The organism is Bradyrhizobium sp. 147 (assembly GCF_023073935.1).
Classification (GTDB): Bacteria; Pseudomonadota; Alphaproteobacteria; order Rhizobiales; family Xanthobacteraceae; genus Bradyrhizobium.
In genome coordinates this window covers 1-23,494 of record NZ_JADPKL010000115.1, presented here as the reverse complement: position 1 = coordinate 23,494, position 23,494 = coordinate 1, and the positions used below count along the sequence as shown (strand labels likewise).

The window sequence follows — 23,494 nt, the reverse complement described above, 5'->3', positions numbered from 1 at the left end:
GCTTCGCGCCACCTTCTCCCACAAGGGGAGAAGGAAACAGGTCAGAGCCAACGGACCGCGCGCCTAGCTCACCACCGCTCGCTTCGGCTCGACGATCTCGAACATGCGCGGGAATTCGTCCATCAGGCCCATCAGCTCGGCGAGCCGCATCGGATTGCCTGATAGCTTGATCTTGCCGGCGGCGACCGCCTCCGGAAAGGTCGTCTGTTTCGCAATGACTTCGTCGAGCGTCGCGCGTGTCAGCGTAAAGCTGGCATCCGCGCGCTCCGCCTGCACGCCCTCGGCATAGGTCAACGCAGAGTTCTCCAGATTGAGCACGAAGGTCTCGCCGGTGTCGGAAAAACTCCAGTTCAGCACGATGTGCTTGCCTTCCGCTTTCGGGCCGTTGAGGCGGATGCCGAGCAGGTCCCAGAGCTGCGAGGTGCGCAATGCGGCCAGCGCCTCGCGCGGCATTGGCGGGCGCGGCGCCGTCTTCGGCATGCCGTTTCGCAGCTCCTGCGCGCCGAACAGATAGGCGTTGCGCCAGGTCGCGCTTTCGGCGGCATAGCCGAGCTGCTCGAGCGTATCCGCCAGCAACGCGCGCGCCGCCTGATTATCCGGCTCGGCGAAGACGAGATGGCCGAGCGCTTGCGCGATGAAACGAAACTCGCCCTTGTCGAAATCCGTCCGTGCCCGCGCCAGAATGGCATCCGCACCACCCATGTATTCGACATACTTCTTGCCTGATTCCACCGGCGGCAGCGGATCGAGATTGACCGGATTGGCGTCGTACCAGCCGAGATATTTCTGGTAGATCGCCTTCACGTTGTGCCGGATGTGGCCGTAATAGCCGCGGCCGTGCCAAGCGGCCTCAAGGCTCTTCGGCAGCTGGATCGTCTCGGCGATCTCGGCGGCGGTAAGGCCGTGGTTCATCAGGCGGATGGTCTGGTCGTGCGCGAATTTGTAGAGATCGCGCTGCTGCCGGATCATGGTGCCGATGCGCTCCCGCCCCCACACCGGCCAGTGATGCTGGCCGCACATCGCCTCCGCCTTGCCGTCCCAAAGCAGCAGGGCCTCGCCCAGATATTTCGACCAGGCCAGCGCATCGCGCACGTCGGCGCCACGGAACGGCAGCAGATTGTGGAAATTGTGGGTGCAGTTCTCGGCAAGGTTCAGCAGCTTGTAGCGCGGGACGAAGAAATGCATCTCCGCCGGCGCTTCGCTGTTCGGCGCCATCTGAAATTCGAACTCGACGCCGTCGATGACACGCGTCTCGCCGGTCGCCATGATCAAGTCGGTCGGGCGCAGCAGTGCGACCGATCCCGCCGCCATCGACTTGCCGAGCCCGCAATCCACCTGCCCGCGTACGCCCTTCGCGAGAAAGGGACCGAACTGGTACTGCGCCCGGCGCAGCATCGCCGGTCCGGCGATGATGTTCTCGGAGACGGCGTGCTCCATGAACAGGTTCGGCGCGATGATCGGCACGCGGCTGGCCGCCAGCGCCTCTTCCTCCAGCACGCCGCGCGCGCCGCCCCAATGATCGGTGTGGGTGTGCGTGAAGATGACGGCCGCGACCGGGCGCTTGCCACGATGGCTGAAGTAGAGATCGAGCGCGGCGCGCGCGCCCTCGATCGAGGTCAGGGTATCCACGACGATGACGCCGCTGTCGCCCTCGATCAGCGTCATGTTGGCGATGTCGAACCCGCGCACCTGATACACGCCGGGCACGACCTCGAACAAGCCGTGATGCATGTTGAGCCGCGACTGCCGCCACAGGCTCGGATTGACGGTGGCTGGCGCCCGTTCAGCAGAGAGAAAGCCGTAAGGCTCCAGGCTCCAGACCGTCCGCCCTTGCGGATTTGTGATCGTCGCGTTCTCGATCGTGCCGAGAAAACCGCGCGCGGCATCGTCGAAATCGCGCCTGTCTAAAAACGGCAGCGCGTTCAGCATGGCGTCATGCTGCGCGATGACGGAGGGAGAAGCGTCTTTCGATTCGTTGTTGGGTTCAGCCATGTTGCTCTCCTCCCGGACAGTGCCCCATTCCCTTCGCGCCTTGTGAAAGAAGGCGGCGCGAAGCGCTGGATGAGGGGTCTCTCTCCGCGAACTCAATTGCGCGAGCGTCACGCGCAGAGAGAGACCCCTCACCCGTCTCGCCGCTGCGCGGCGAGCCACCCTCTCCGACAAGGAGAGGGCTATCAGCTACATCCCCAGCAGCCTCGGCAGCCACAACGACAGACCCGGCCAATACGTCACGACCACCAGGAAGCACAGCATCGTCAGCAACCAGGGCCACACCGCGACGGTGAGCTCGGTGATGCCCATCTTGGCGATACCTGATGCGACGTAGAGATTGAGGCCGACGGGCGGATGGCACAGCCCGACCTCCATATTGACCGTCATCAGGATGCCGAAATGAATCGGATCGATGCCGAGCTTGACCGCGACCGGAAACAGGATCGGCGCCATGATCAGGATGATCGAGGACGGCTCCATCACGTTGCCCGCCAGCAGCAGCAGGAGGTTGACGAGCAGCAGGAAGCCGATCCAGCCCAGGCCCTGGTCGATCATCCATTGTGCCAGCGCCTGCGGCACGTTCTCGTAGGTCATCAGGAACGAGAACAGCACCGCGTTGGTGATGATATAGAGCAGCATCGCCGATAGGTTCGCCGACGACAGCAGAACCCGCGGCACGTCGCGCAGCTTCAGATCCTTGTAGATGAACACTGCGACGATGAAGGCGTAGACCGCGCTGACGGCGGCAGCTTCCGTCGGCGTGAACAGGCCGCTATAGATGCCGCCGATCACGATGACGATCAGCAAAATGCCCCAGATCGATTTGCGAAATGCGTCGAGACGCTGGAGGAACGTAGCCTTCGGCATCCGCGGATAGTCGTTGCGCCAGGCCCGATAGAATGTCGTCGCCCCAAGCAGCGAGGCCAGCACCAACCCCGGCACGATGCCGGCGATGAACAGCTTGCCCACCGAGCTGTTGGTGGAGACGGCGTAGAGAACCATCGGGATCGACGGCGGAATGAGAATGCCGAGCGAGCCGGAGGTCGTGATCACTCCCGCCCCGAACCGCTTGGGAAATCCTTGCGCGACCATCGCAGGCAGGATCACCGAGCCGATCGCCACCACGGTCGCCGGCGAGGAGCCGGAAATCGCCGCGAACAGCGCGCAGGCGACCACGCCGGAGAGTGCGAGGCCGCCGTACCAATGGCCGACCAGCGCGGTCGCGAACGTGATCATCCGGCGTGCCACGCCGCCATGGGTCAGGAAGTTGCCGGCGAGAATGAAGAACGGGATCGCCATGATCTCGAAATTCTCGATGCCGGTGAACAGCTTCAGCGCCACCGATTCCGTGCGCACGTCGGTCAGCGTGAACATGAAGCTGAGCACGGTCAGACCAAGCGCGATCGAGATCGGCATGCCCGTCAGCATCAATGACAGCAGCAGCGCGAACACGATGGCGACGCGCAGGCCTTGCGGCAGTGTGATGACGTGGCCGGCATGCGCAAAGCACAGGGCGACGATCAGAACCGGCAGCAGCATCAGGATCCAGCCGAGCGGGCTGCGCTCGTCCCTGGCGACCTGGCTGGGCGTGACCGGGGCCGGATGCACCGGATCCGCTTCGACGCCCTCGACGCCCGCCATGTCGTGATGCGGCAGCTCGCCGGTGCGGTAGAACGACCACGCTACTTGCAGGAAGCGGAAGCACATCAGGCCGGAGCCGAGCGGGATGGTGAGATACACCATCCACATCGGCGCTTCGAGATCGTTGGACTGCTGGCCCGTCTGCCACATCTGGCCGACGAACGCGGCCCCGAAATAGCCCACGATGGCGGTGAAGAGCGCGCCGCACAACAGCCCGAAGGTGATAACGCGACGGCGCGATCCGCCCGGAAGGATGTTGACGAGCACGTCGACGCCGACATGGATGCCGGTGCGCACGCCGTAGGCCGCGCCGAACTTCGCCATCCAGATGAACATGTAGATGCAGAGCTCTTGCGCCCAGGACAGGTCGAGCGAAGCAAGCCACACGAACACAGCGCGCGCGGGTACGGCGAGGAAAGCCAGGTTGCGGGCTTCGGCCCATTTGGCGATATCGATCGACAGCCCTGCCCCGTAGCGGTGCAGCACGGCGACGAAGATCAGAAACGTCGCAGCCGCGATCATCGTCGCGATCAGCCATTCCTCGAGATGATCGAGAAAACGATTCAGTACCCGCAGCAACTTGGTCCCCCCAGCATTGGCTCGTCCATTCAAGAGCGAAACGGCCGGGAGTGCGATCACCCCCGACCGTTGTTATTGTTCTTATTAGGGCGCGGCCGTCAGTTCATCTTGACGTCGAGTTCCTTGGCGAGGAGATCGAGCACCTCCTGCCCGACCCGGCCCTTCGCCCATTTGTAGGTCGGCTGCATCGCCTCCTGCCACGCTTTGCGATCGGCGTCGCTGAGATAATGCAGCGTCGTCTTGCCCGTCTTCTTGATCTCGGCCAGCGCGTCCTCGTTCTCCTGGCGCGCGATCGAGTTGGTGTAGTCGGTCGCCTCCGCCATCGCCTTGTCGAGCTGGGTGCGGATGTCGGGCGGCAAGCCCGACCAGAATTTCGAGTTGACGATGACGGCATATTGCAGATGCGCGTGATAAGAGACGGTGATGTCCTTCTGCACCTCGTAAAACTTTTGCGTCAGATAGTTGGACGCCGTGTTCTCGCAGCCGTCGACCACGCCGGTCTGGAGCGCCTGATAGACTTCGGAGAACGCCATGATCTGCGGGATCGAGCCGACCAGGCGGAAATACTGGTCGGCAATCTTCGATCCCGAGATGCGGAACTTGAGGCCCTGGAAATCGGTCGGCTTCATCAGCGGGCGATTGGCGGAGACCATGTGGAAGCCGTTGTCCCAATAAGCGAGCCCGGTGATGCCCTTGGCCTCGAGCTTCTGGAACAGCCACTTGCCGACCGTGCCCTTCATCGCGTTGGCATAGGTCTGGTCGTCCTTGAACAGCCACGGCAAGTCGAGCGCCTCGAACTCCTTGATGCCGAGTGGCGCGAATTTCGCGGTCGACGGCGCGAGCATCTGCACCGAGCCGAGCTGGAGCGCCTCGATCTCCTCCTTGTCCTTGTACAGCGTGGAGTTCGGATAGACCTCGACTTTGACCTTGCCGTCGGTGTACTTCTCAGCGAGCTCCTTGAATTTCAGCGCGCCCTTGCCCTTCGGAGTATCGTTGGCAACGACGTGGCTGAACTTGATGACGACGGGGTTCTGGGTCTGGGCAGCGGCGGAGGCCACGAGAATGGCCGTGGCGGCGACCGCAACAAGCAGCTTGCGCATGAAGTAACCTCCCAACAACCTCGAAAGCCGGGTTCTTTTTGTTTTTCAGGTCAGTAGTGGCAGCAATCTGCCACCCGAACAACTAGACCTAAGCCCAATTTGCCGCAGCCAAGCTAACTTGACGGCGGCCGGGTGCGCAACCCGGAGCCCGCTACAGTGCAAGGAAGCGAGCGCTTATGTCGCATTGCGGCAGCCATCAGCTTTTGCGCTGGGCGACTATGAAGAGACGCCGGAACGGGAACAGCGTCTGCCCCGCCGCATTCTTCGGATAGGCCTTTGCAACGCGCATCCCATAGGCCGCTTCGAACGCGGCCTTCTCATCTCCCTGCAACACATCGAGATAGCGCGTCAGCCAGGTCCCCTTGGTCCATTCCTTCACGGGGTTCTCGCCTTCGAGCACTTGCAGATATTCCGTCTCCCAGATGTCGATATGGGCCGACATCGGTGCAAGCAGATCATGATATAAGGCCGGCGCTTCGACCGGCGGTGGCGTAACGAGATGCGCGACCTTGGACCGCCAGGGACCATTCAGCGCGGTCTCGCCGATCAGCACGTGCGACGGTGCGGTGAAGTTGCGCGGCATCTGCACCGCGAGCATGCCGCCGGGGGTCACCTTCTCCATCACCGACGGAAACAGCGCCGCGTGATTGGGCAGCCAGTGCAGTGCGGCATTGGAATAGATCAAGTCGTACTGTTTGGCAGGGCGCCAGTGGCCAAGATCCTCATGCGACCATTCCACGTCGGGCGCGGCCTTGCGTCCCGCCGCGACCATCTCGGCCGAGCCCTCGACTCCCGTCACGGTGGCCTCAGGCCAACGCTCCCTAATCAGTTTCGTCACGTTGCCGGCGCCGGCGCCGAGATCGGCGATCGCGCGCGGTGCGAAATCCGGAATCCGCATCAACAGATCTACGGCGGGCCGGAGCCGGTGGCCGGAGAACTTCAGATATTGCTGCGGGTCCCAAACCATCGCTCGCGCCTTTTCTTTTTCGTGTTTCCTTCGCCGAAGCTTCTGGTTACCACTGCTAGTCCCGGTCGGGCAATTCGCAAGGCCGCAGGACGGGGCAGGAAACGAAAGCAACAGCCAGAAGCAATCGAGAAGGCGTGTGACCATGGACCTCGGGCTCAAATCGAAAACCGCTGTCGTCACGGGCGCGAGCATCGGCATCGGCCGCGCCATCGCCAAGGGCCTTGCCGCCGAAGGCGTGCGCGTCGTGGGCGTGGCGCGGCGGAACGCCCTGCTCGCCGAACTGGTGAAAGAAGTCGGCGGCGGGTTGATTGCTCCGTTCGAGCAGGACGTGATGGCGAAGGACGCCGCCGAGAACATCGCGGCCTTCGCCGTGCGCGAGCTCGGCCATGTCGACATCCTCGTCAACAATGCCGGTGGCAGCCGTCCGCTGCCCGTCGATGCGCCCGACAGCAAATGGGACGAGGCGATGGCGCTGAATTTCACCAGCTACCGCCGCATCGCGCACGCGCTGCTGCCGCAGATGATCGAACGCAAATGGGGCCGCATCGTCAATATCACGGGCAAGTCCGAGCCGGAGGGCCTGAACGCCGCCTTCGCCGCCAAGGCCGCCGTGCACGCCTGGGCCAAGGGCCTGTCACGCGAGATCGGCGCGCACGGCATCACCATCAACTGCATCCCGCCCGGCCGCATCATGAGCGAGCAGATCCGCCGCAACTACCCGCCGGATTATCGCGAGCGCTTTGCCGAGGAAGAGATCCCGGTCGGCTATTGGGGCGAGCCGGAGGATCTCGCCGCGCTCGCGGTGTTCCTGGCATCACCGGTGGCGCGCTACATCACGGGCACGGTGATCCCGGTGGACGGCGGCTTGCGGAGATATCAGTTTTAGGGCGGGCTGCTGATCCGCTCGGCCCGCGAATGCATGCGGGGTGCGGTTTGCTGGCAGGGCCGTCGCATATGATCTCTTGGAACGGCCTAAGCAAGCGCCTCGTCCTTCGAGACGACCGCTTGCAGCGGTCTCCTCAGGATGAGGCTAATTGGCATCGAGCCCGTTGAACTGCTGCCGCACACTCCGCCCTCATCCTGAGGAGCCCGCCAAAGCGGGCGTCCCGAAGGATGGGCCGCAGAGAATCCTGCTTGCCATATGCGATTGCCCTGGGTTTGCGGGCGGACCTCACGGTTTGACGTAGCTCCAGCCCTGTTCCTGCAGCTCCATGACACGGACGACACCGGATTTGACAATTGTGGCCTGTGGAATCAGGCTTATGTCCTTGTTCTCCGCCTTACGCATGTTTTCCTGCGTGTTGCCGCAAGCCTTGAAGGCGATTTCGGGATTGCTCATCGCGAGCACCTCGATCCGAGGCTTTACCGGCGAGGTGTCGTCACGCAGCATGTGAAGACCTGGGCCAAAGGTGACAACCTCGATCGATACTGGTTCACCGCGATCGCGGTAGTATTGCGCGACGTTGGTCGCATTGTTGAGTGTGAGGTTCATCATCGCAGGTTCGTTGGAATTGACCTGCAGGATCAGCCGGTGCGGCTTGCTGGCGCTCTCCGTTTTTGTCGCCTGCGTCACCATCGTGTTGTTCGCAGCGGCCTGCTTGCTCGTGTGGTTATGCTCCGGCTTTCTCGCCTGCTTCTGTCGTGCCGGATGCTTCGGGTAGCTCGCGTGACTGTTCGCACTCGCCTGCGGGAGCCACTGGTTGTCCTGCTGCGCCTGCGCGCTTGGTCCGACCAGAAGCAGCATCGCCAAGCCGCTGATGACGGCCATCGTCAAGTTTGGATTGATCATCTCGTGTCTCCCGTTCCCTGACCATCACTTTCCTGGTCTGGCGACGGCATGTGGCCATTTGCATGCAGCCCCCATTTTTTTGCGCACATTCTTGAATCCGCTGAGCAGGAAGTGTCCCTCTTGCACCGCGCCAGTACGGGTGGAAAGACGCACATCGATGTAACCGTCATCGGGCAGCGACCTCAGCAATTGCACGACGTCGCCGCCGAAAGCGACGCCAGAGCCGAATGACGGCGAGGCTGCCGTGAGTTGCATTGGCGGCTCCGCATTGAGCTGAAAGGTGACGACGTATTCGTTTGCATTGCGTGACACCGTCGGTCCTGTGACCATGACTTCCGTGCGGCCTTTGCGGCAGTGGATTGCGAGTTGCATCGCCGCGCCATCCGAGCCGCCAATGGAAGAGGTGGTGGCGGTGACGATTGGTGAATAGTCGACCGGCGAAGTGGTCTCGCTGACCAGCCAGCTATCGTCCGACGCCCGCCGGCCGGGCGGCGGAATCTTGCGGGACAGATCTTGTAGACATTCCAGCCGGACCGCCCCCTCCATCGCCGAACAAGTCCGAAGTGCTTCCATGGGATCACTCGTGTTTTGCGCGTAAGCGATTCCGCAGGCGACGTTCAAGGCGAGGGCGATCGGAGGAGCGGCAGTCTTCATGGCCTCGCCTGTACGCTGCGCGCCTTGCGATCCAACCATACCTGCGCAGCTCGGAAGCGGGTGAGCCCTGGAACCTCTGCCGCGAGATTGATCGACTGCCATTTCGGATCGAAGCCTGGAGCCTGCAGGCGGTCGATTCGCGAGAACAGGTACTCGACAAGGCGCGCCACGCGTTGGTAGCGATTCGAACGTTGCGGCCAGTTGAAGGCAACGAGCGCTGTCGGCACCGCGATGGTCGAGACCCGCTCGCCTTGCCTGATCAGATTGGGATACTCATTGGCGTCCAGGCTCGCGGGCAGATAATAGTCCTCGAACTTGCTGTCGTAAGGGACCGGGAGGAACTTGAATCCAGCCTCCCAGCGGCCCTTTACGAAGGCGTCGACCGGTTTCGATGTGATGAACACCACGGCCGACATCTCGCCCTTGCGCATCTGTTCCAAGGCCACTTGATGCGGAATGAATGTCTTGTCGACATCGATGCCGAGACGGCTGAAGATCAGTGGTCCTGAATAGGCGGCTGCGGTGCCCAGAGTGTTGAAGTTCACTTTCTTGCCGGCAAGATCCTGCAGAGTCGCGATTTCCGGTCGCACGAAAATGTGCAGTTCGGATGGGAAGAGATTGAGCAGATACGTGATGCGGCTTCGGATCTGCGGTGCCTGAACCTTGTACTCTTCGAGTGCGTCGGAATTGATGATGGCGGTATCGACGCCACGCAAGTAGAGCAGCGCATTCAGATTGTCGGTGGCGCCCCGGGTGACGATCGGCAGGAGATGCAGGTCTGCTCCGTCATCGACGACGCGAGCCATTTCTGCGGCGAGGCGGATCGGCGCGCCCTCGAGCAGGCCGCTGGCGAGCCCGACCGTCCAGGCGTTCATCCGGTCTTTTTCGTTCTCTAGCGGGAGCGGCCGTCGGACCATTTGCGCCTCGGCCCTGGCGCTTTTTCCGGTTTGCGCTTCCAGGCGAGCCGGCTGAAGCATCGAGGCGAATGTCGTCAGCGCGGCGAGCAGAAGCAACGAGGTTGAATTTGGCACCCTGTTCATGTCGTTCCCTTCTGGATCATCTGTCGCAACCTTTCGTCCCGCCGCAATGCAACGGGCCGATTCTCAGCGCCGCAGCGCATCCAGCCGTTCCTTCGCTTCGCGAATACCGCCCCGGTGTGCCTTCGCGTAGAGTTCTCGCGCCTTGGCCGCTTCGCCGCGCGTTCCATAAGTCCCCCAGGCGGATAAGACCGCCGGATCATAAGTCTCCGCGAGCATGAAGCTTGCCTGCGCAATGTCCTTCTCAGCCGCGAGCTCGAGGACAATCCGCGCTGCACCGATATTTCCCTGGTCGAGCAATGCCCTGGCGCGCGGGATCAATCGGGCCTCCGCCTCGTTTTGATTTGCGGCTGTCGGCGCCTCTGGTACGGTCACTTCCACGTTCTGCCTCGCCGGCAAGAGGACGCCTTCATTCGTTTGCTCCACCGGCAGGCGCACATCGGTCAGGCCCGTTGCCGATGCGCCGGCTCTTTCCCGAGCTTCCACCGCGCTCCGCTCCTGTTGCAGCGACTGCCGCAACTCGGCAATCTCGCGCGTCGTTGCCTGTCTCTGCTGCGAGGCCGCATCGGCCGCCTCGCGCAATTGCACGTTCCGGGTTTCGATCTCGCGGCGCGTTTCCGCAAGTTCTCTCGCGAGCGCGGTTGCATGCGCCTGGGCCTCTTCGAGAGCGCGACGTTGTTGTTCGGCATTGGCCGTCATCGCTTGCGCTACTTTGGCTCCCGCGACGAGGTCGGCGTTCTTCTGCCGCTCGTCTTGCAAAGGCTGCCGCAACTCCGCAATCTCCCGCTCCGCCGCCTCGCTTTGTTCCGCTGCCGCAGCTTCCGCCATGAGCGATCCGCGAGGTATTCCGGCGAGTTCGCTCGCGAGTGCGGCGGCGCGTGCCTGCGCCTCGTGGCGTTGTTGCTCAGCGCTCGCTGCTGCTGCCTGCGCGGTGTTCGCCTGCTTCACGAGCAGGCCGCTTCTTTGCCGCTCCTGCTGAAGGGACTGCTGCAGTTCTGCGATCTCGCCCGCCGCCGCCTCTCTCTGCTGCGCGGCCACTTCGTCCGCCTTTCGGGATTGTGCCTTACCAGCATCGATCTCGCGGCGGGCTTCGGCAAGTTCGTTCACGAGCGCGGCGCTGTGGGCTTGCTCCTGTTGAAGTGATTTCCGCAGCTCCTCCGCGGCGACTTCCACCGTCTGCGTGCGCAGGACTTGCTCGTCGAGCACTCGGTGCGCCTCGGCCAGCTGATTGGCGAGTGCTTCAACGCGCGGAGCGTTTTCGTCCAGCCGCTGCTGAGCTCGAACCACGCTTGCCGGCTCCGCGTGCATCAGGGCTCCGGCCGTTTCGTGCTGAAGGAGAGCTAGCGATCCGGTCGTGATTTCCGGCCGCTGATCGAGGCTGAGGGCGCTCTCACTGCCGATGCGCGTCATGTCCGGTAACGTTTGCGCATTGAAGGGCTCGAACACACCGAGCAGGGAAGCGCCAACTAGGATGATGGGAACAAAAATGGCAACCGCCACCAGCCAACTGCCCGATCGTTCCTCCTCTGGATCGGCATCCTCGATTACCGGACACCAATGGGTCGGCGCAGGATTGATGGGAGAGCCGTCCTGCCAGACCCATTTGCCCGCCTCCGATGACCAATGGCCAACCTCAACAGCCCCGGTCGCATCTTCCACCCAGATGCATTCTCCGTTCCTCGGTGCAGTATCAATTGGTCGGCGCATGGATCAGGCCTCGTTCGACAGCGAGTCCGTTGCGGCGAATAGCTCGACCTGTTCGCACGGTTTCAGTCCTCGCCCAAAACACCCTTAGATCGAAATAACCACTTATAATTATTAAATATTTAAATGTATTAACCATATAATTTTGACGCTGTACAAAAGTCAAATTAAATCATGCATGCGGGCACGGACCGCACCAGCGCATCGCCTGAAGCAAGTCTGGTCCGTCTCGGCGGATCTCCAGGTCGACAACCGCCGCGATCTGGCGCTGTTCAAGGTCAGCCGTCAGCAGATGGACTTCCAGCGAAGGTTCGTTTGATGAAGTTCGAAGGCAACCGATGGGCGCTATTGCCGGAGGAGGAAGCGAACAATACCATTTGCTTTTCGAGCGGCAGCGGAGCTTCGTCCTCGCCCGACGCCAGGTCTGGGAACGAGTCATGAGAGCAGTTGTCGTCGAAAACTACGATCGCATTGAAAACATCGCCATCAAGGAGGTCGCGAGGCCGGAGCTGTCGCCAGGGCGCGTCAGGGTTCGGGTCCAGGCGGCCGCGGTCGGGTTCGTGGACGGCTTGAAGGTGCAGGGCCTCTACCAGACCAAGGACCCTCTGCCTTTTACGCCCGGCTCGGAATTTGCGGGCGTCGTCGATGAGGCGGCTTCCGATGTGGCGGGCTTTGCACGAGGGACGCCGGTCATCGGGATGGTCCGAAACGGCGGCCTTGCAGACTATATTTGCGTTCGGGCCGCAGACCTCTTCGTGACGCCGAATGGCATCGATCCAGAAACGGGCGCCGCCTTCTTTGCCAACTATCTCACGGCACTCTATGCGCTCAGTGCGCGGGCCAAGCTGGTCAGCGGCGAGACACTTCTGGTTTTGGGTGCTGCGGGCGGCGTCGGCATAGCCGCCGTTCAAGTCGGAAAGTTGCTGGGCGCGCGAGTGATCGCGGCGGCATCCACCGAAGACAAGCGAAGATTTGCGATCAGGTTCGGCGCGGATGCCGCCCTGGACTACACGGGTGAGAAGTGGCGCGACGAGCTCAGCGAGCTGACAGGGGGTCACGGCGCCGATGTCATCTATGATCCGGTCGGCGGGGACCTGAGCCTTCAGGCGTTTCGGTCGATCGCGTGGAACGGCCGGCACCTCGTGATCGGCTTTGCCTCAGGGACCATTCCGGCGCTGCGGTTCAACCTGCCCCTCCTGAAAGGGGGTGCGCTGCTGGGCGTGGACCTGGCCCAGATCGGCCGTCGAGAGCCGGAGGTACGAGACCGTTCGGTTGCCCAATTGTTTGACTGGCTCAGCAACAAGACGCTTATTCCGGTTGTCGGAAAGGTTTTCCCTTTCGAGGAATTCCGGGATGCGTTCGCGGCGATGACAACGCGCTCCGCCCTCGGGAAGATGGTTGTCCGGATCAGTTGACGACAGCGGGCATCGAGTCGGCGCGTGACGACAAGATGATCGGATCTGCTGCTCGCAAAGTGGACCGCGCATTCCAGCCGAACCTATGCGGTCCCTGGGCCCAGCGATGGCACGCTAGCATCCTGCCGGTGTTTTGCCCGACGTGTCAACGTCGCCGCGACGGCGGATGTCGTCCCGATGCAGCTTGAAAATTCCCTTATCGATCAAACCCATCCCTACTGTGCATGGGGTTGTTTTCGCACTTTTGTCTGAGCGCCCAGCTGCGGGCGTGCGCATACACAGCATGCATGCTTGTCTCTGTGGCAGGCGGCCCGGCCGTAGTACATGCCGAAAGCCCCTCAACACGCCGCCGGTGCAATGCGCAAGGCAATGACAATAACGCAATGACAATCACGTTACCTGCCGCAGCGCGCGAGCCCGATCACACCATTTCCGATGGCCTGCCGGCCGCGCAGCGGCGCTGGGCCATCGCCGCGATCTTCACCGCGTTGGCGATGGCCTCGCTCGACACCGCGATCGCCAATATCGCCCTGCCCGCCATTGCCGCCGACCTGCACGTCACGCCGGAGCAATCGGTCTGGGTCGTCAACGTCTATCAGATCGCGCTGGTGGCGACGCTGTTGCCGCTCGGGGCGCTCGGCGAGATCGTCGGGCACCAGCGCATCTATCTCGGCGGCCTGATCCTGTTCACCATCTCCTCGCTGTTCTGCGCGGTGGCCTGGTCGCTGGACAGCCTGCTCGTCGCACGCACGCTGCAAGGCCTAGGGGCCAGCGGCATCATGAGCGTCAACACTGCCTTGGTCCGCTTCGTCTATCCCGGCCGGATGCAGGGCCGCGGCTTCGGCCACAACGCGCTGGTGGTTGCGACCGCCTTCACCTTCGGGCCGTCCATTGCATCGGCGATCCTGGCGCTCGGCCCGTGGCCATGGCTGTTCGCCGTCAACATCCCGTTCGGCCTGATCGCGATCGGCATCGGCTTTGCAATGCTGCCGAAGACACCGCGCGCCGATCACGGTTTCGACTTTCTCGGCGCGATCCTGGCGTCCGCCTGTCTCGGCCTGTTCATCATCGGCATCGGCAGCGCCGCGCATAATTTGTCGCCGGTGGTTGTCGGCATCGAGTTGGTCTCGGCGCTCGCGCTCGGAATCATCCTGACGCGCCGCCATGCCGGCCATCCCGCGCCGATGCTGCCGATCGACCTGTTCAGCCGGCCGATGTTCGCGCTGTCGGCGGCAACCGCGGTGTGCTCCTTCGCCGTGCAGGGCCTCGCCTTCGTCTCGCTGCCGTTCTACTTCGAGGACGTGCTCGGGCGCTCACAGGTCGAGACTGGATTCTTCATGACGCCATGGCCGCTGGTGGTCGGCATCATGGCGCCGATCGCCGGGCGCCTATCCGACCGCCACGCGGTCGGCCTGCTCGGCGGCATCGGCCTCGTGCTGCTCGGCCTCGGCATGGCGCTGCTCGCGATGCTGCCGGCCAATCCCGCCATTGCCGACATCATCTGGCGGATGGTGATCTGCGGCATGGGATTCGGCTTCTTCCAGGCGCCGAACATGAAGGCGGTCATGTCGAGCGCGCCGCCGCATCGCAGCGGTAGCGCCTCCGGCATCGTCGCCACCGCGCGCCTGACCGGGCAGACCACGGGCGCGGCGCTCGCCGCGGCCTGCTTCGCGCTCGCAGGCCACGACGGCACGACATTGGCGCTGGCGCTCGGCGCAGGCTTTGCCGCGCTCGGCAGCGTGATGAGCTTCCTGCGTCTGGCGGTGAAGTAGGCTCTCGAGCAGGTGTCAAGCCGCCGTCACGTCGACAATCGCCGGAGTGACGGTTTCGTTGTCCAGCGCCGCCAGGCGCTCATCGATGGCAGCGATGACCTTGCGCGAGAACGGTCCGAGATGGGCGTAGGCGGCGATCATCTGCACGGCGATGCGCGCCGATGAGGTATCGCGCTTGGCGCAGTTCATGAAAGTCTGCCACAGCGGCCCGCGCGCCTCGGGAAGGGCGGTGACCACACGGTGCACCGTCTCCATCGCGCCGAGCTTGGCGCGCTTGTCGCCTTCCGCGAGTTCGTGGCGCTGCCTGGAACGGTCGAGCAGCGTCATCAAGCGGTCGACGCGTCCTGCATAGGACGAAGGGCTGTAGATGTGCTCGAGTACCCGCTTGTAATCCGTCAGGATGTCACGCAGCGGGCGCACCGGATCGAAGTTGATCCCGGCCGTGCACTGATCGGCGCCGATCGTCGGCGCCACATCGTGGCCCGGATGTAGCCGGCCTTCCCGCTCCAGGCGGCGCGTCAGCTGCGTGTTCGGCAAGGCATAGAGCAGGCCGACCATGCTGACGGGGATCGCTGCCTCCTCGATGAAATCGATCATCGCCTCCGCCATCGAGACCTTCTCGTTGTCGAATCCGACGATGAAGCCCGCGGTGACGAGAATGCCGGCGGCGTAGATCTTGTGGATGCTCTCGGCGATATTGCGCCGCGTGTTCTGCTTCTTCCGCATCGCGACCAGCGTCGCCGGATCAGGGCTCTCAATGCCGACGAAGATGCCAAAGAAATTGGCCGCCCCCATCAGCTCCAGGAGCTCCGGATCGTCGGCGAGGTTGACCGAGGCTTCGGTGGAGAATTCGAACGGATAGCCGTGGGCGCGCTGCCATTCGGCGAGCTGGGGCAGGAACAGCCGCAGCGACTTCTTGTTGCCGATGAAATTGTCGTCGACGAAGTCGAGATGGCCCCGATAGCCCATCTGGTAGAGCGTATCGAGCTCGCGCAGGATCTGCTCGTTGGTCTTGGTCCGCGGCACGCGTCCGTAGAGCTCGATGATGTCGCAGAACTCGCAGGTGAACGGACATCCGCGGGAATACTGCACCCCAAGATAGAGATAGTCCTCGAACTTGAGCAGGTCGAAACGCGGAACCGGCGTCGTGGTGACGTCGGCCTGGAATTTCGGCGCGGTGAAGACGCCTGACCGGGCGCCGCTGTCCCAGGCCGCAATGAATTCGTCGATGACGCTCTCGGCCTCGCCGAGCACCCGGAAGTCGGCCCGCTCATAGATGTGGGGGCTCGAGGTAGGATCGGGACCGCCGACGACCACCGGCTTGCCGGCGGCGCGGCAGAGCTCGATCAGGCGCAGCGTGTCGGCCTGCTGCGGCAACATTCCGCCGGTGAAGACGACGTCCGCCCAGGCGAGATCTTCGTCGCTGAAGGGCGCCGTGTTGCAATCGATCAGCCGGATCGTCCAGCTCTTGGGGAGCATTGCGGCGACGGTGATCAACCCCAAAGGGGCGGCCGGGCGCTTGACGCCCAGCACCTTGCAAGATTCGCCAAAGGTCCAGAAGGACTCTGCCGAGAACAGCGGGTAGAGCATCAGTACGTTGCAGGGACTCGGCACGTTCATGGAACTCCTGTTGGCGGCGGCGCAGTGTACCAAAGTGCCTGCGTCTTGCATCCCGCAAAAGGGACAAACTGTCGCCGCTGTGCTGCGGCGGCGGTCCAGCCTGGAACCGGCGTTCACGGCCGGACGTCGCGTTAAGCCGCGGATTGGCGCCCACGGAAGAGGCGTCAGCTCGAATCGATCGAGAAGGGATGAGGCAAAACAGCGCTTCGGTCCATCCTCTGGAGTGGCAGTGCAATAGCTACCCTCGGACTGTTGATTTGAACAGTTCCAGTTTGCCCGACACATTGCGCCCCTGAGTTCAATCGGTGGATTGGGCCAATCAGGGGACTTGCGATGGCAAATCTAACAATCAACGGAAAAACCTTCACGCTCGACGTCGAGCCGGATACGCCGCTGCTCTGGGCGATCCGCGAGAACGCCGGCCTGACCGGCACCAAATACGGTTGCGGCATTGCACAATGCGGCGCCTGCACGGTTCACATCGATGGCGTGGCGATGCGCTCCTGCGGCGTTTCCGTCAGTGAGGCCGAGGGCAAGAAGATCACCACGATCGAAGGGCTCGCCTCCGGAGATTCGCTGCACAAGGTGCAGGAAGCCTGGATCGCCCAGGACGTGCCGCAATGCGGCTATTGCCAGAGCGGCATGATCATGGCGGTGGCCGCGCTCTTGAACGAGAAGCCGAAGCCGACCGACGCCGACATCGACGAGGCCATCACCAATATCTGCCGCTGCGGCACCTTCGCCCAGGTGCGCGAGGCGATCCACACGATCGCAAGCGCTTAAAGGAGCCGCAACATGAACAAGCATGTCTCGCCCCAAATGAACCGTCGTGCCTTCGTCATCGGCACGGCCGCGGTCGGCGCAGGCCTCGCAATCGGCCTCGACATCCCGTTCGGCGGCCCCGCCGTGGTCCGCGCCGCCGACGGCTCGCCTGAGATCGGCGCCTGGGTCGTGGTCCGGCCCGACGACACCGTGGTGATCCGCATCGCCCGTTCGGAAATGGGTCAGGGCTCGCTGACCGGTCTCGCCCAGCTCGTCGCCGAGGAGCTCGAATGCGACTGGACCAAGGTCACGACCGAATATCCAACGCCCGGCCAGAGCGTCGCCCGCAAGCGTGTCTGGGGCGATTTCTCGACCGGCGGCAGCCGCGGCATCCGCTCCTCGCAGGACTATGTCCGCAAGGGTGGCGCCACCGCGCGCGTGATGCTGATCCAGGCCGCCGCCGATGCGTGGAAAGTGCCGGCATCCGAATGCACGGCCGCGAACAGCGTCATTACCCATACACCCTCGGGCAGGACCACGACCTACGGCAAGGTCGCCGAGGCTGCGGCCAAGCTTAGTCCGCCGGCGGACGTCAAGCTGAAGGATCCGAAGGACTGGAAGCTGATCGGCAAGGGCGTGAAGCGGCTCGACACCGCCGACAAGACCACCGGCGCCATGATCTACGGCATCGACGTCAAGCTGCCCGGCATGTTGAACGCCGCAATCAAGGATTGCCCGGTGTTCGGCGGCAAGCTGAAGAGCTTTGACGAGGCCAAGGTCTCCGACATGAAGGGCGTCAAGAAGGTCGTCAAGGTCGGCGATACCGCGGTTGCGGTCGTTGCCGATACCTGGTGGCACGCCAAGACCGCGCTGGAGGCGCTGCCGATCGTCTGGGACGAGGGCGACAACGCCAAGGTCTCCAGCGAGTCGATTGCGAAATGGCTGGCCGAGGGCCTCGACGATTCGCAGCCGGCCTATGTCGGCAACAAGAACGGCGACGCCAAAGCGGCAATCGCCGGTGCCGCCAAGAAGATCGAGGCCGTCTATAGCTACCCGTACCAGAACCACGCCACCATGGAGCCGATGAACGCCACGGCGCTCTACACCGCGGACAAATGCGAGGTCTGGTGCGGGACGCAGAATGGCGAGGCGGCGTTCGCGGCGGTGCTGGAGGCGTCGGGCCTGCCGGCGGAGAAGTGCGACGTGCACAAGGTGATGCTCGGCGGCGGCTTCGGCCGGCGCGGTCAGACAGACTATGTCCGCCAGGCGGTCATGATCGCCAAGCAGATGCCGGGCACACCGATCAAGCTGTTGTGGTCGCGCGAAGAGGACATGGCGCACGGCAAGTATCACCCGATCACCCAGTGCAAGATGACTGGCGCGTTCGATGCCGACAACAATCTGATCGCGCTGCACTACCGCCTGTCCGGGCAATCGATCCTGTTCTCGCTACGCCCCGAAGCGTTGCAGAATGGCATGGATCCGGCCGCATTCCAGGGCGTCGCCCAATCGGGCGAGGCCGCGTTCGGCTACTCGGTGCCGAACTTGCTGATCGAGCACGCGATGCGTAACCCGCACGTTCCGCCCGGCTTCTGGCGCGGCGTCAACGTCAATCACAACGCGATCTATATGGAATGCTTCATGGACGAACTGGCCGAGGCCGCAGGCCAGGACCCGCTCGAATTCCGCCGCAAGCTGATGGGCAATCACCCCAAGCACCTCGCGGTGCTCAATGCCGTGGCCGAGAAGATCGGCTGGAGCACGCCGGCGCCGCAGGGCGTCTATCGCGGCATCGCGCAGGTCATGGGCTATGGCAGCTATGTCGCCGGCGCCGCCGAAATCTCGGTGACCGATGGCAGCAAGATCAAGGTGCATCGAATCGTCGCCTCCACCGATCCCGGCTACGTCGTCAATCCGGCTCAGGTGGAGCGGCAGATCGCTGGCTCCTTCGTCTATGGCCTCTCCGCGCTGTTCTACGGCGGCTGCACTGTCAAGGACGGCAAGATCGAGCAAACCAACTTCGACACCTACAACTCGATGCGCATCAACGAGATGCCGAAGGTCGAGACGGTGATGGTGCCGAGCGGCGGGTTCTGGGGCGGCGTCGGCGAGCCGACCATCGGCGTCGCGGCGCCGGCGGTGCTCAACGCCTACTTCGCGGCAACGGGCAAGCGCATCCGCTCGGTGCCGCTGCGCGACCAGAACATCACCTTCGCCTAAGAGAGCGCTGCGGCTGCCACAACGGCAGCCGCAGCATTTTCCGGACAAGTCTCATGAATGCGCCGGTGACACGGCGGAATGCCGTCCTCGGCATCACCGCTGCGGCCACATCGCTCGCCGCACCTTCGATCCTGCGCGCGCAATCGGCGGGCCGCGTCGTCGTGGTCGGCGGCGGCTTTGGCGGCGCGGCCTGTGCCCGCGCGCTCAAGCGTGCCGACGCGAAATTGCAGGTGACCCTGATCGAGCCGAACAAGACCTTCATCTCCTGCCCCTTCAGCAACGAGGTGATCGCGGGCCTGCGCGAGATCGAGGCGCAGCAGTTCGGTTACGACAAGCTCACCGCCGAGGGCATCAGTGTCGTCGCTCAGGCTGCGACGGCCATGGACACGCAAAAGCGCAGCGTGACGGCGGCCGATGGCGAAGCGTTCGGTTATGACCGTCTCGTGCTATCGCCCGGCATCGACTTCCATGTCGAAGCGCTGCCCGGCTATGACGACGCCGCGTCGGAAAGGATGCCGCACGGCTGGAAGGCGGGTGCGCAGACACTGCTACTGCGCAAGCAATTGGAGGCGATGGCGGACGGCGGCACCGTCGCGATCGCAATTCCCGCCAATCCCTCGCGCTGTCCGCCAGCGCCTTACGAGCGTGCCAGCCTGATTGCGCATTACCTGAAGACGAACAAGCCGCGCTCGAAGGTGCTGATCCTCGACGCCAAGGACAGTTTCTCGCAGCAGCGGCTGTTCGAAACGGCATGGAAGGAGCTCTACGGCGATATGATCGAGCGCGTCGCGCTATCGCAAGGCGGCCGCGTCACGTCGGTCGATGCCGCAACCAGAACCATCGTCACCGAGTTCGGCAACTACACCCCTGACGTTGCCAATGTGATTCCGCCGCAGCGCGCAGGGCGCATTGCCGAAATCGCAGGCGCTGCGGATGCAACCGGCTGGTGCCCGATCGATCCCATTACCTTCGAGTCAAAGCTCGTCAAGAATGTCCACGTCATTGGCGATGCCTGCCTCGGCGGCGGCATTCCCAAATCGGCTTCCGCTGCAAGCGCGCAAGGCAGGGCTTGCGCCGCTGCCATCGTGAACCTCCTTGCCGGCCGTGCGCCGGAGACGCCACGGCTCACCGGCGTCTGCTACAACATTGTCGCTCCCAGCTACGGCTTTTCACTTGCCGGCAATTACCAGCCGAAGGGCGACATCTTTGCGGAGGTCGAAGGCGGCGCGACCAGCCCCGTTGACGCGCCGCGCGAGCTTCGCGCGCGCGAGGCGATTGAGGCCGAGCATTGGTTTCAAACCATCACGGCGGACACCTTTGGCTAGAGCATCCGTTCCTATCGCAGCGCTGATCGTCACCAGTCTCGCCCTGGCCTGCGGTGCAAGAGCCGAAGAGCTCGCGCCCTACACAATCATCGGCGACGGCATTCCTGAATCACTCACCGGCGCGCCCGGCGATGCCGTGCGCGGCCGCGCGCTGGTGCTGGCTCGCACGACGACATGCATCCTCTGCCATTCCGGTCCATTCCCGGAAACGCAGTTCCAGGGCGATCTCGCGCCCGATCTCACCGGTGCCGGGAACCGGTGGACGGCGAGCCAGTTGCGGCTTCGTCTGGTCGATGCCTCGCGCTTCAACCCGCAGACCATCATGCCGTCCTATTATCGCAATGACGGGCTTGTGCGCGTCGGGCGCAATTTCGCCGGCAAGCCGATATTGTCGGCCATCGAGATCGAGGACATCGTGGCCTATCTTGCAACGCTTCGAGACTAGGATCGCTCATGCCAACCACGCGACGACAATTCTTAAGCCTCGCCGGCAGCGTGACGGCCGCCGGCACGATCCCGATCGTCACGCTTCGGCCAGTCGAGGCGACACCGGCAATGCTCAACACCGCGATCCGCAACGTCGTCGGTGAGGCACAGATTCGCACCGGCAAGATCAAGCTCGACATCCCGCCGCTGGTCGAGAACGGCAATACCGTGCCGTTGACGGTGAGCGTCGCAAGTCCAATGACGGCCGCGGACTACGTCAAGAGCATCCACGTCTTCAACGAGAAGAACCCGCAGCCGAACATTGGCAATTTCCATCTCGGTCCCTCCTCCGGCCGCGCCCAGGTCTCGACTCGGATTCGGCTCGCCGACAGCCAGAAGGTGGTCGCGATCGCGCGCCTTTCCGACGACACGTTTTGGCAGGTCGCCGCCGACGTCGTCGTGACGCTGGCCGCCTGCACTGAGGAGATGAACTGATGGCAGCGCTCATCAATGTTCCGGCCAAGGCCAAACGCGGCGAGATCATCGAGATCCGCACGCTGACTTCACACACCATGGAGACCGGCTTCCGCCACACCGCAGCCGGCGCGCTGGTGCCGCGCGACATCATCACGAGCTTCACGTGCCGCTACAACGGCACCGAGATCTTCCGCGCGGATCTATTCCCGGCGATCGCCGCGAACCCTTATCTGTCGTTCTTCACGGTCGCCAAGGACAGCGGCAAGTTCGAATTCGAATGGATCGGCGACAACGGCTATTCGTCCACCGCATCGGCGTCCATCCTAGTCGAATGAGGTTTTGGCGCGCGATAGCGGTGGCGCTGACCGCCACGGTCCCTGCCCTGCTCGCCGGTGAAATCCCGCCCGAGGCACGTCGCTCCGGCTATTCCTTCATGGGACCCGACACGCGCGCGATGCAGGATGACGACACCTCCAATCCGGGCATGCTGTTCGTGCTCGACGGCGAGGCGCTGTGGGGGAAGAAGACCGGCCGTGCGCAGAAGTCCTGCGCCGACTGCCATGGCGATGCCCGCGGCAGCATGAAGGGCGTCGCGGCGCGCTATCCCGCCTTCGACAAGGCGCTCGGCCGCCCCGTCACGCTCGACCAACGCGTCAATCTCTGCCGTAGCAACCACCAGCAGGCTACGCCACTGCCATACGAGAGCCACGACCTGCTGGCGTTGTCCGCTTTCATCGCCCATCAATCGCGCGGCGTTCCGATCACCGCCGGCGACGATCCGCAAGTAAGACCCTTCGTCGACCAGGGCCGCGACCTGTTCATGCAGCGCGAGGGCCAGCTCAATCTTGCCTGCTCCAATTGCCATGACGACAATTTCGATAAACGTCTCGCCGGTGCGCCGATCACGCAGGGAAAGCCGACCGGATATCCACTCTATCGCCTGGAATGGCAGACGCTGGGTTCGCTGGAGCGACGGCTGCGCAGCTGCATGACCGGCGTGCGCGCCCAGGCTTATGATTACGGCTCGCCCGAGCTCGTCGCGCTCGAGCTCTATCTGATGTCGCGGGCGCGCGGCTTGCCAATGGAGACGCCGGCGGTGCGGCCGTAAGTGATAACTGGCCGTCGTCTAGCCCGTCGAAGTCTTCATCGCCACCAGGATGGCGGCCGAATCCGCGACCCAGCCGAAGATGCCGCCCTGAGCCTTGATCATCTTCAGGCCCATTTCGTGAAACTCGGGAAAGTAGGATGCGCAGCCGTCGGAGATGACGACGCAGCGATAGCCGCGGTCATTGGCCTCGCGCACCGTGGTGTGGACGCAGACCTCCGTGGTGACACCGCACACGAGCAAGTTTTCGATGCCGTATTTCTCCAAGACGTCGCCGAGCTCGGTGGCGTAGAACGCACCTTTGCCCGACTTGTCGATCACGATCTCACTGTCGAGCGGATAGAGTTCGGGAATGATATCGTGCCCGGCCTCTCCGCGAATGAGAATACGCCCCATCGGGCCGGGATCGCCGATGCGCAAGGACGGCGCGCCGCGTTCGACCTTTGCCGGCGGTGCGTCGGAGAGATCCGGCAGATGGCCTTCCCGGGTGTGGATCACCAGCATGCCGGTGTCGCGCGCCGCCTTCAGCACCGCGCCGATCGGATTCACCGCGCGCGCGAGCTGGCTGACGTCGTTGCCCAGCGTCTCACCGAAGCCGCCGGGCTCCATGAAGTCGCGCTGCATGTCGATAATGAGGAGCGCGGTGACGCGCCAGTCGAGCCCGATCGGCTCGGGCTCGGCGTTGATGATTCCCCGTGCCGGCTTGGTTGAGTTCAGCATGATGCCCCCCGCCCGAAACGCTGTATCGCAAACTTGTGCAAGCGCCGTGCCATTCGAAGCGACGCTCTCTGGTCTTGCTCCCGTTCTCACGCAGGGGAATCGCATATGGATTTCTCTGGCCTATTGCATTGGAGAGCAAGAGAGATTCTGAAGACGACTCCCAGAGCATGGAGGGGGTCGGATGCGGAG

General features: G+C 63.4%; 21 protein-coding genes and 1 pseudogene. 11 read left to right on the top strand and 11 right to left on the bottom strand.

The genetic code is table 11. The features are described 5' to 3' along the window. Positions 1–63 precede the first annotated feature (63 nt). From IVA87_RS28045 to IVA87_RS28025, 5 genes and pseudogenes are all read right to left on the bottom strand, one after another. Complete coding sequence (locus tag IVA87_RS28045) at positions 64–1,992, bottom strand: alkyl sulfatase dimerization domain-containing protein (protein WP_247303081.1); 1,929 nt, start codon at positions 1,990–1,992, stop codon at positions 64–66. A 186-nt stretch (positions 1,993–2,178) separates the two neighbouring features. Then, the gene (locus tag IVA87_RS35445; protein WP_247303394.1) at positions 2,179–3,459 is read right to left on the bottom strand and encodes a TRAP transporter large permease subunit; all 1,281 of its coding nucleotides are present in this window, start codon (positions 3,457–3,459) and stop codon (positions 2,179–2,181) included. Positions 3,460–3,678: 219 nt separating this feature from the next. Next, positions 3,679–4,155 (bottom strand): annotated as a pseudogene (locus tag IVA87_RS35440) (TRAP transporter small permease subunit); the annotation flags it as partial. A 155-nt stretch (positions 4,156–4,310) separates the two neighbouring features. Next, positions 4,311–5,312: a DctP family TRAP transporter solute-binding subunit gene (locus IVA87_RS28030; protein WP_247303083.1), complete on the bottom strand. Its 1,002-nt coding sequence runs from the start codon at positions 5,310–5,312 to the stop codon at positions 4,311–4,313. Between the two features lie 196 nt (positions 5,313–5,508). Then, entirely contained in the window at positions 5,509–6,279 is a 771-nt protein-coding gene (locus IVA87_RS28025; protein WP_247303085.1) for a methyltransferase domain-containing protein, read from the bottom strand. Between the two features lie 142 nt (positions 6,280–6,421). On the opposite strand from IVA87_RS28025, the gene IVA87_RS28020 reads away from it, so the two are divergent. Beyond that, the gene (locus tag IVA87_RS28020; RefSeq protein ID WP_247303395.1) at positions 6,422–7,165 is read left to right on the top strand and encodes an SDR family oxidoreductase; all 744 of its coding nucleotides are present in this window, start codon (positions 6,422–6,424) and stop codon (positions 7,163–7,165) included. A gap of 285 nt (positions 7,166–7,450) precedes the next feature. On the opposite strand, the gene IVA87_RS28015 is transcribed toward IVA87_RS28020, so the two are convergent. From IVA87_RS28015 to IVA87_RS28000, 4 genes are all read right to left on the bottom strand, one after another. Then, positions 7,451–8,047, bottom strand: a complete 597-nt coding sequence (locus IVA87_RS28015; RefSeq protein ID WP_247336179.1) for a hypothetical protein — start codon at positions 8,045–8,047, stop codon at positions 7,451–7,453. 45 nt (positions 8,048–8,092) lie between these two features. Then, positions 8,093–8,722 (bottom strand): hypothetical protein, encoded by a 630-nt coding sequence (locus IVA87_RS28010; RefSeq protein WP_247303089.1) that lies wholly within the window; start codon positions 8,720–8,722, stop codon positions 8,093–8,095. Then, positions 8,719–9,762 carry a TAXI family TRAP transporter solute-binding subunit gene (locus tag IVA87_RS28005; protein ID WP_247303091.1) on the bottom strand — a complete coding sequence of 348 codons (1,044 nt, stop codon included), beginning with the start codon at positions 9,760–9,762 and terminating at the stop codon, positions 8,719–8,721. The genes IVA87_RS28010 and IVA87_RS28005 overlap by 4 nt, the downstream gene beginning before the upstream one ends. A 63-nt stretch (positions 9,763–9,825) precedes the next feature. After that, on the bottom strand, positions 9,826–11,418 hold the full coding sequence (locus IVA87_RS28000) for a hypothetical protein (protein WP_247303093.1): 1,593 nt from the start codon (positions 11,416–11,418) through the stop codon (positions 9,826–9,828). A 223-nt stretch (positions 11,419–11,641) separates the two neighbouring features. Here IVA87_RS28000 and IVA87_RS27995 point away from each other — a divergent pair, with 223 nt between their 5' ends. From IVA87_RS27995 to IVA87_RS27985, 3 genes are all read left to right on the top strand, one after another. After that, complete coding sequence (locus tag IVA87_RS27995) at positions 11,642–11,782, top strand: hypothetical protein (protein WP_247336148.1); 141 nt, start codon at positions 11,642–11,644, stop codon at positions 11,780–11,782. Positions 11,783–11,900: 118 nt separating this feature from the next. Then, positions 11,901–12,878 (top strand): NADPH:quinone oxidoreductase family protein, encoded by a 978-nt coding sequence (locus tag IVA87_RS27990; protein WP_247303095.1) that lies wholly within the window; start codon positions 11,901–11,903, stop codon positions 12,876–12,878. 383 nt (positions 12,879–13,261) lie between these two features. Then, positions 13,262–14,650 (top strand): MFS transporter, encoded by a 1,389-nt coding sequence (locus IVA87_RS27985; protein ID WP_247303098.1) that lies wholly within the window; start codon positions 13,262–13,264, stop codon positions 14,648–14,650. A gap of 15 nt (positions 14,651–14,665) precedes the next feature. Here IVA87_RS27985 and IVA87_RS27980 read toward each other — a convergent pair whose 3' ends face one another. Next, positions 14,666–16,270, bottom strand: coding sequence for a radical SAM protein (locus tag IVA87_RS27980; RefSeq protein ID WP_247303100.1), 1,605 nt, complete (start codon positions 16,268–16,270; stop codon positions 14,666–14,668). Positions 16,271–16,603: 333 nt separating this feature from the next. Here IVA87_RS27980 and IVA87_RS27975 point away from each other — a divergent pair, with 333 nt between their 5' ends. The 7 genes from IVA87_RS27975 to soxA are packed head-to-tail and all read left to right on the top strand — an operon-like array spanning position 16,604 to position 22,588. After that, a complete protein-coding gene (locus IVA87_RS27975; protein ID WP_247279253.1) occupies positions 16,604–17,053 on the top strand; it encodes a (2Fe-2S)-binding protein in 450 nt (149 codons plus the stop codon). A 12-nt stretch (positions 17,054–17,065) separates the two neighbouring features. After that, positions 17,066–19,252, top strand: coding sequence for a molybdopterin cofactor-binding domain-containing protein (locus IVA87_RS27970; RefSeq protein ID WP_247303103.1), 2,187 nt, complete (start codon positions 17,066–17,068; stop codon positions 19,250–19,252). Between the two features lie 53 nt (positions 19,253–19,305). Beyond that, a complete protein-coding gene (locus IVA87_RS27965; RefSeq protein WP_247336144.1) occupies positions 19,306–20,577 on the top strand; it encodes an NAD(P)/FAD-dependent oxidoreductase in 1,272 nt (423 codons plus the stop codon). Beyond that, positions 20,570–21,022, top strand: a complete 453-nt coding sequence (gene soxX, locus IVA87_RS27960; protein WP_247336140.1) for a sulfur oxidation c-type cytochrome SoxX — start codon at positions 20,570–20,572, stop codon at positions 21,020–21,022. Before IVA87_RS27965 ends, soxX begins: the two co-directional genes overlap by 8 nt. A gap of 8 nt (positions 21,023–21,030) precedes the next feature. Beyond that, the gene (locus IVA87_RS27955) at positions 21,031–21,498 is read left to right on the top strand and encodes a SoxY-related AACIE arm protein (RefSeq protein WP_247303109.1); all 468 of its coding nucleotides are present in this window, start codon (positions 21,031–21,033) and stop codon (positions 21,496–21,498) included. Next, positions 21,498–21,815: a thiosulfate oxidation carrier complex protein SoxZ gene (soxZ, locus tag IVA87_RS27950; RefSeq protein ID WP_247303111.1), complete on the top strand. Its 318-nt coding sequence runs from the start codon at positions 21,498–21,500 to the stop codon at positions 21,813–21,815. Before IVA87_RS27955 ends, soxZ begins: the two co-directional genes overlap by 1 nt. Further along, positions 21,812–22,588: a sulfur oxidation c-type cytochrome SoxA gene (soxA, locus tag IVA87_RS27945; RefSeq protein ID WP_247336137.1), complete on the top strand. Its 777-nt coding sequence runs from the start codon at positions 21,812–21,814 to the stop codon at positions 22,586–22,588. Before soxZ ends, soxA begins: the two co-directional genes overlap by 4 nt. An 18-nt stretch (positions 22,589–22,606) precedes the next feature. Here the strand turns inward: soxA and IVA87_RS27940 are convergent, their stop codons facing one another. Continuing rightward, on the bottom strand, positions 22,607–23,305 hold the full coding sequence (locus tag IVA87_RS27940; RefSeq protein WP_247336133.1) for an isochorismatase family cysteine hydrolase: 699 nt from the start codon (positions 23,303–23,305) through the stop codon (positions 22,607–22,609). Positions 23,306–23,494 lie beyond the last annotated feature (189 nt).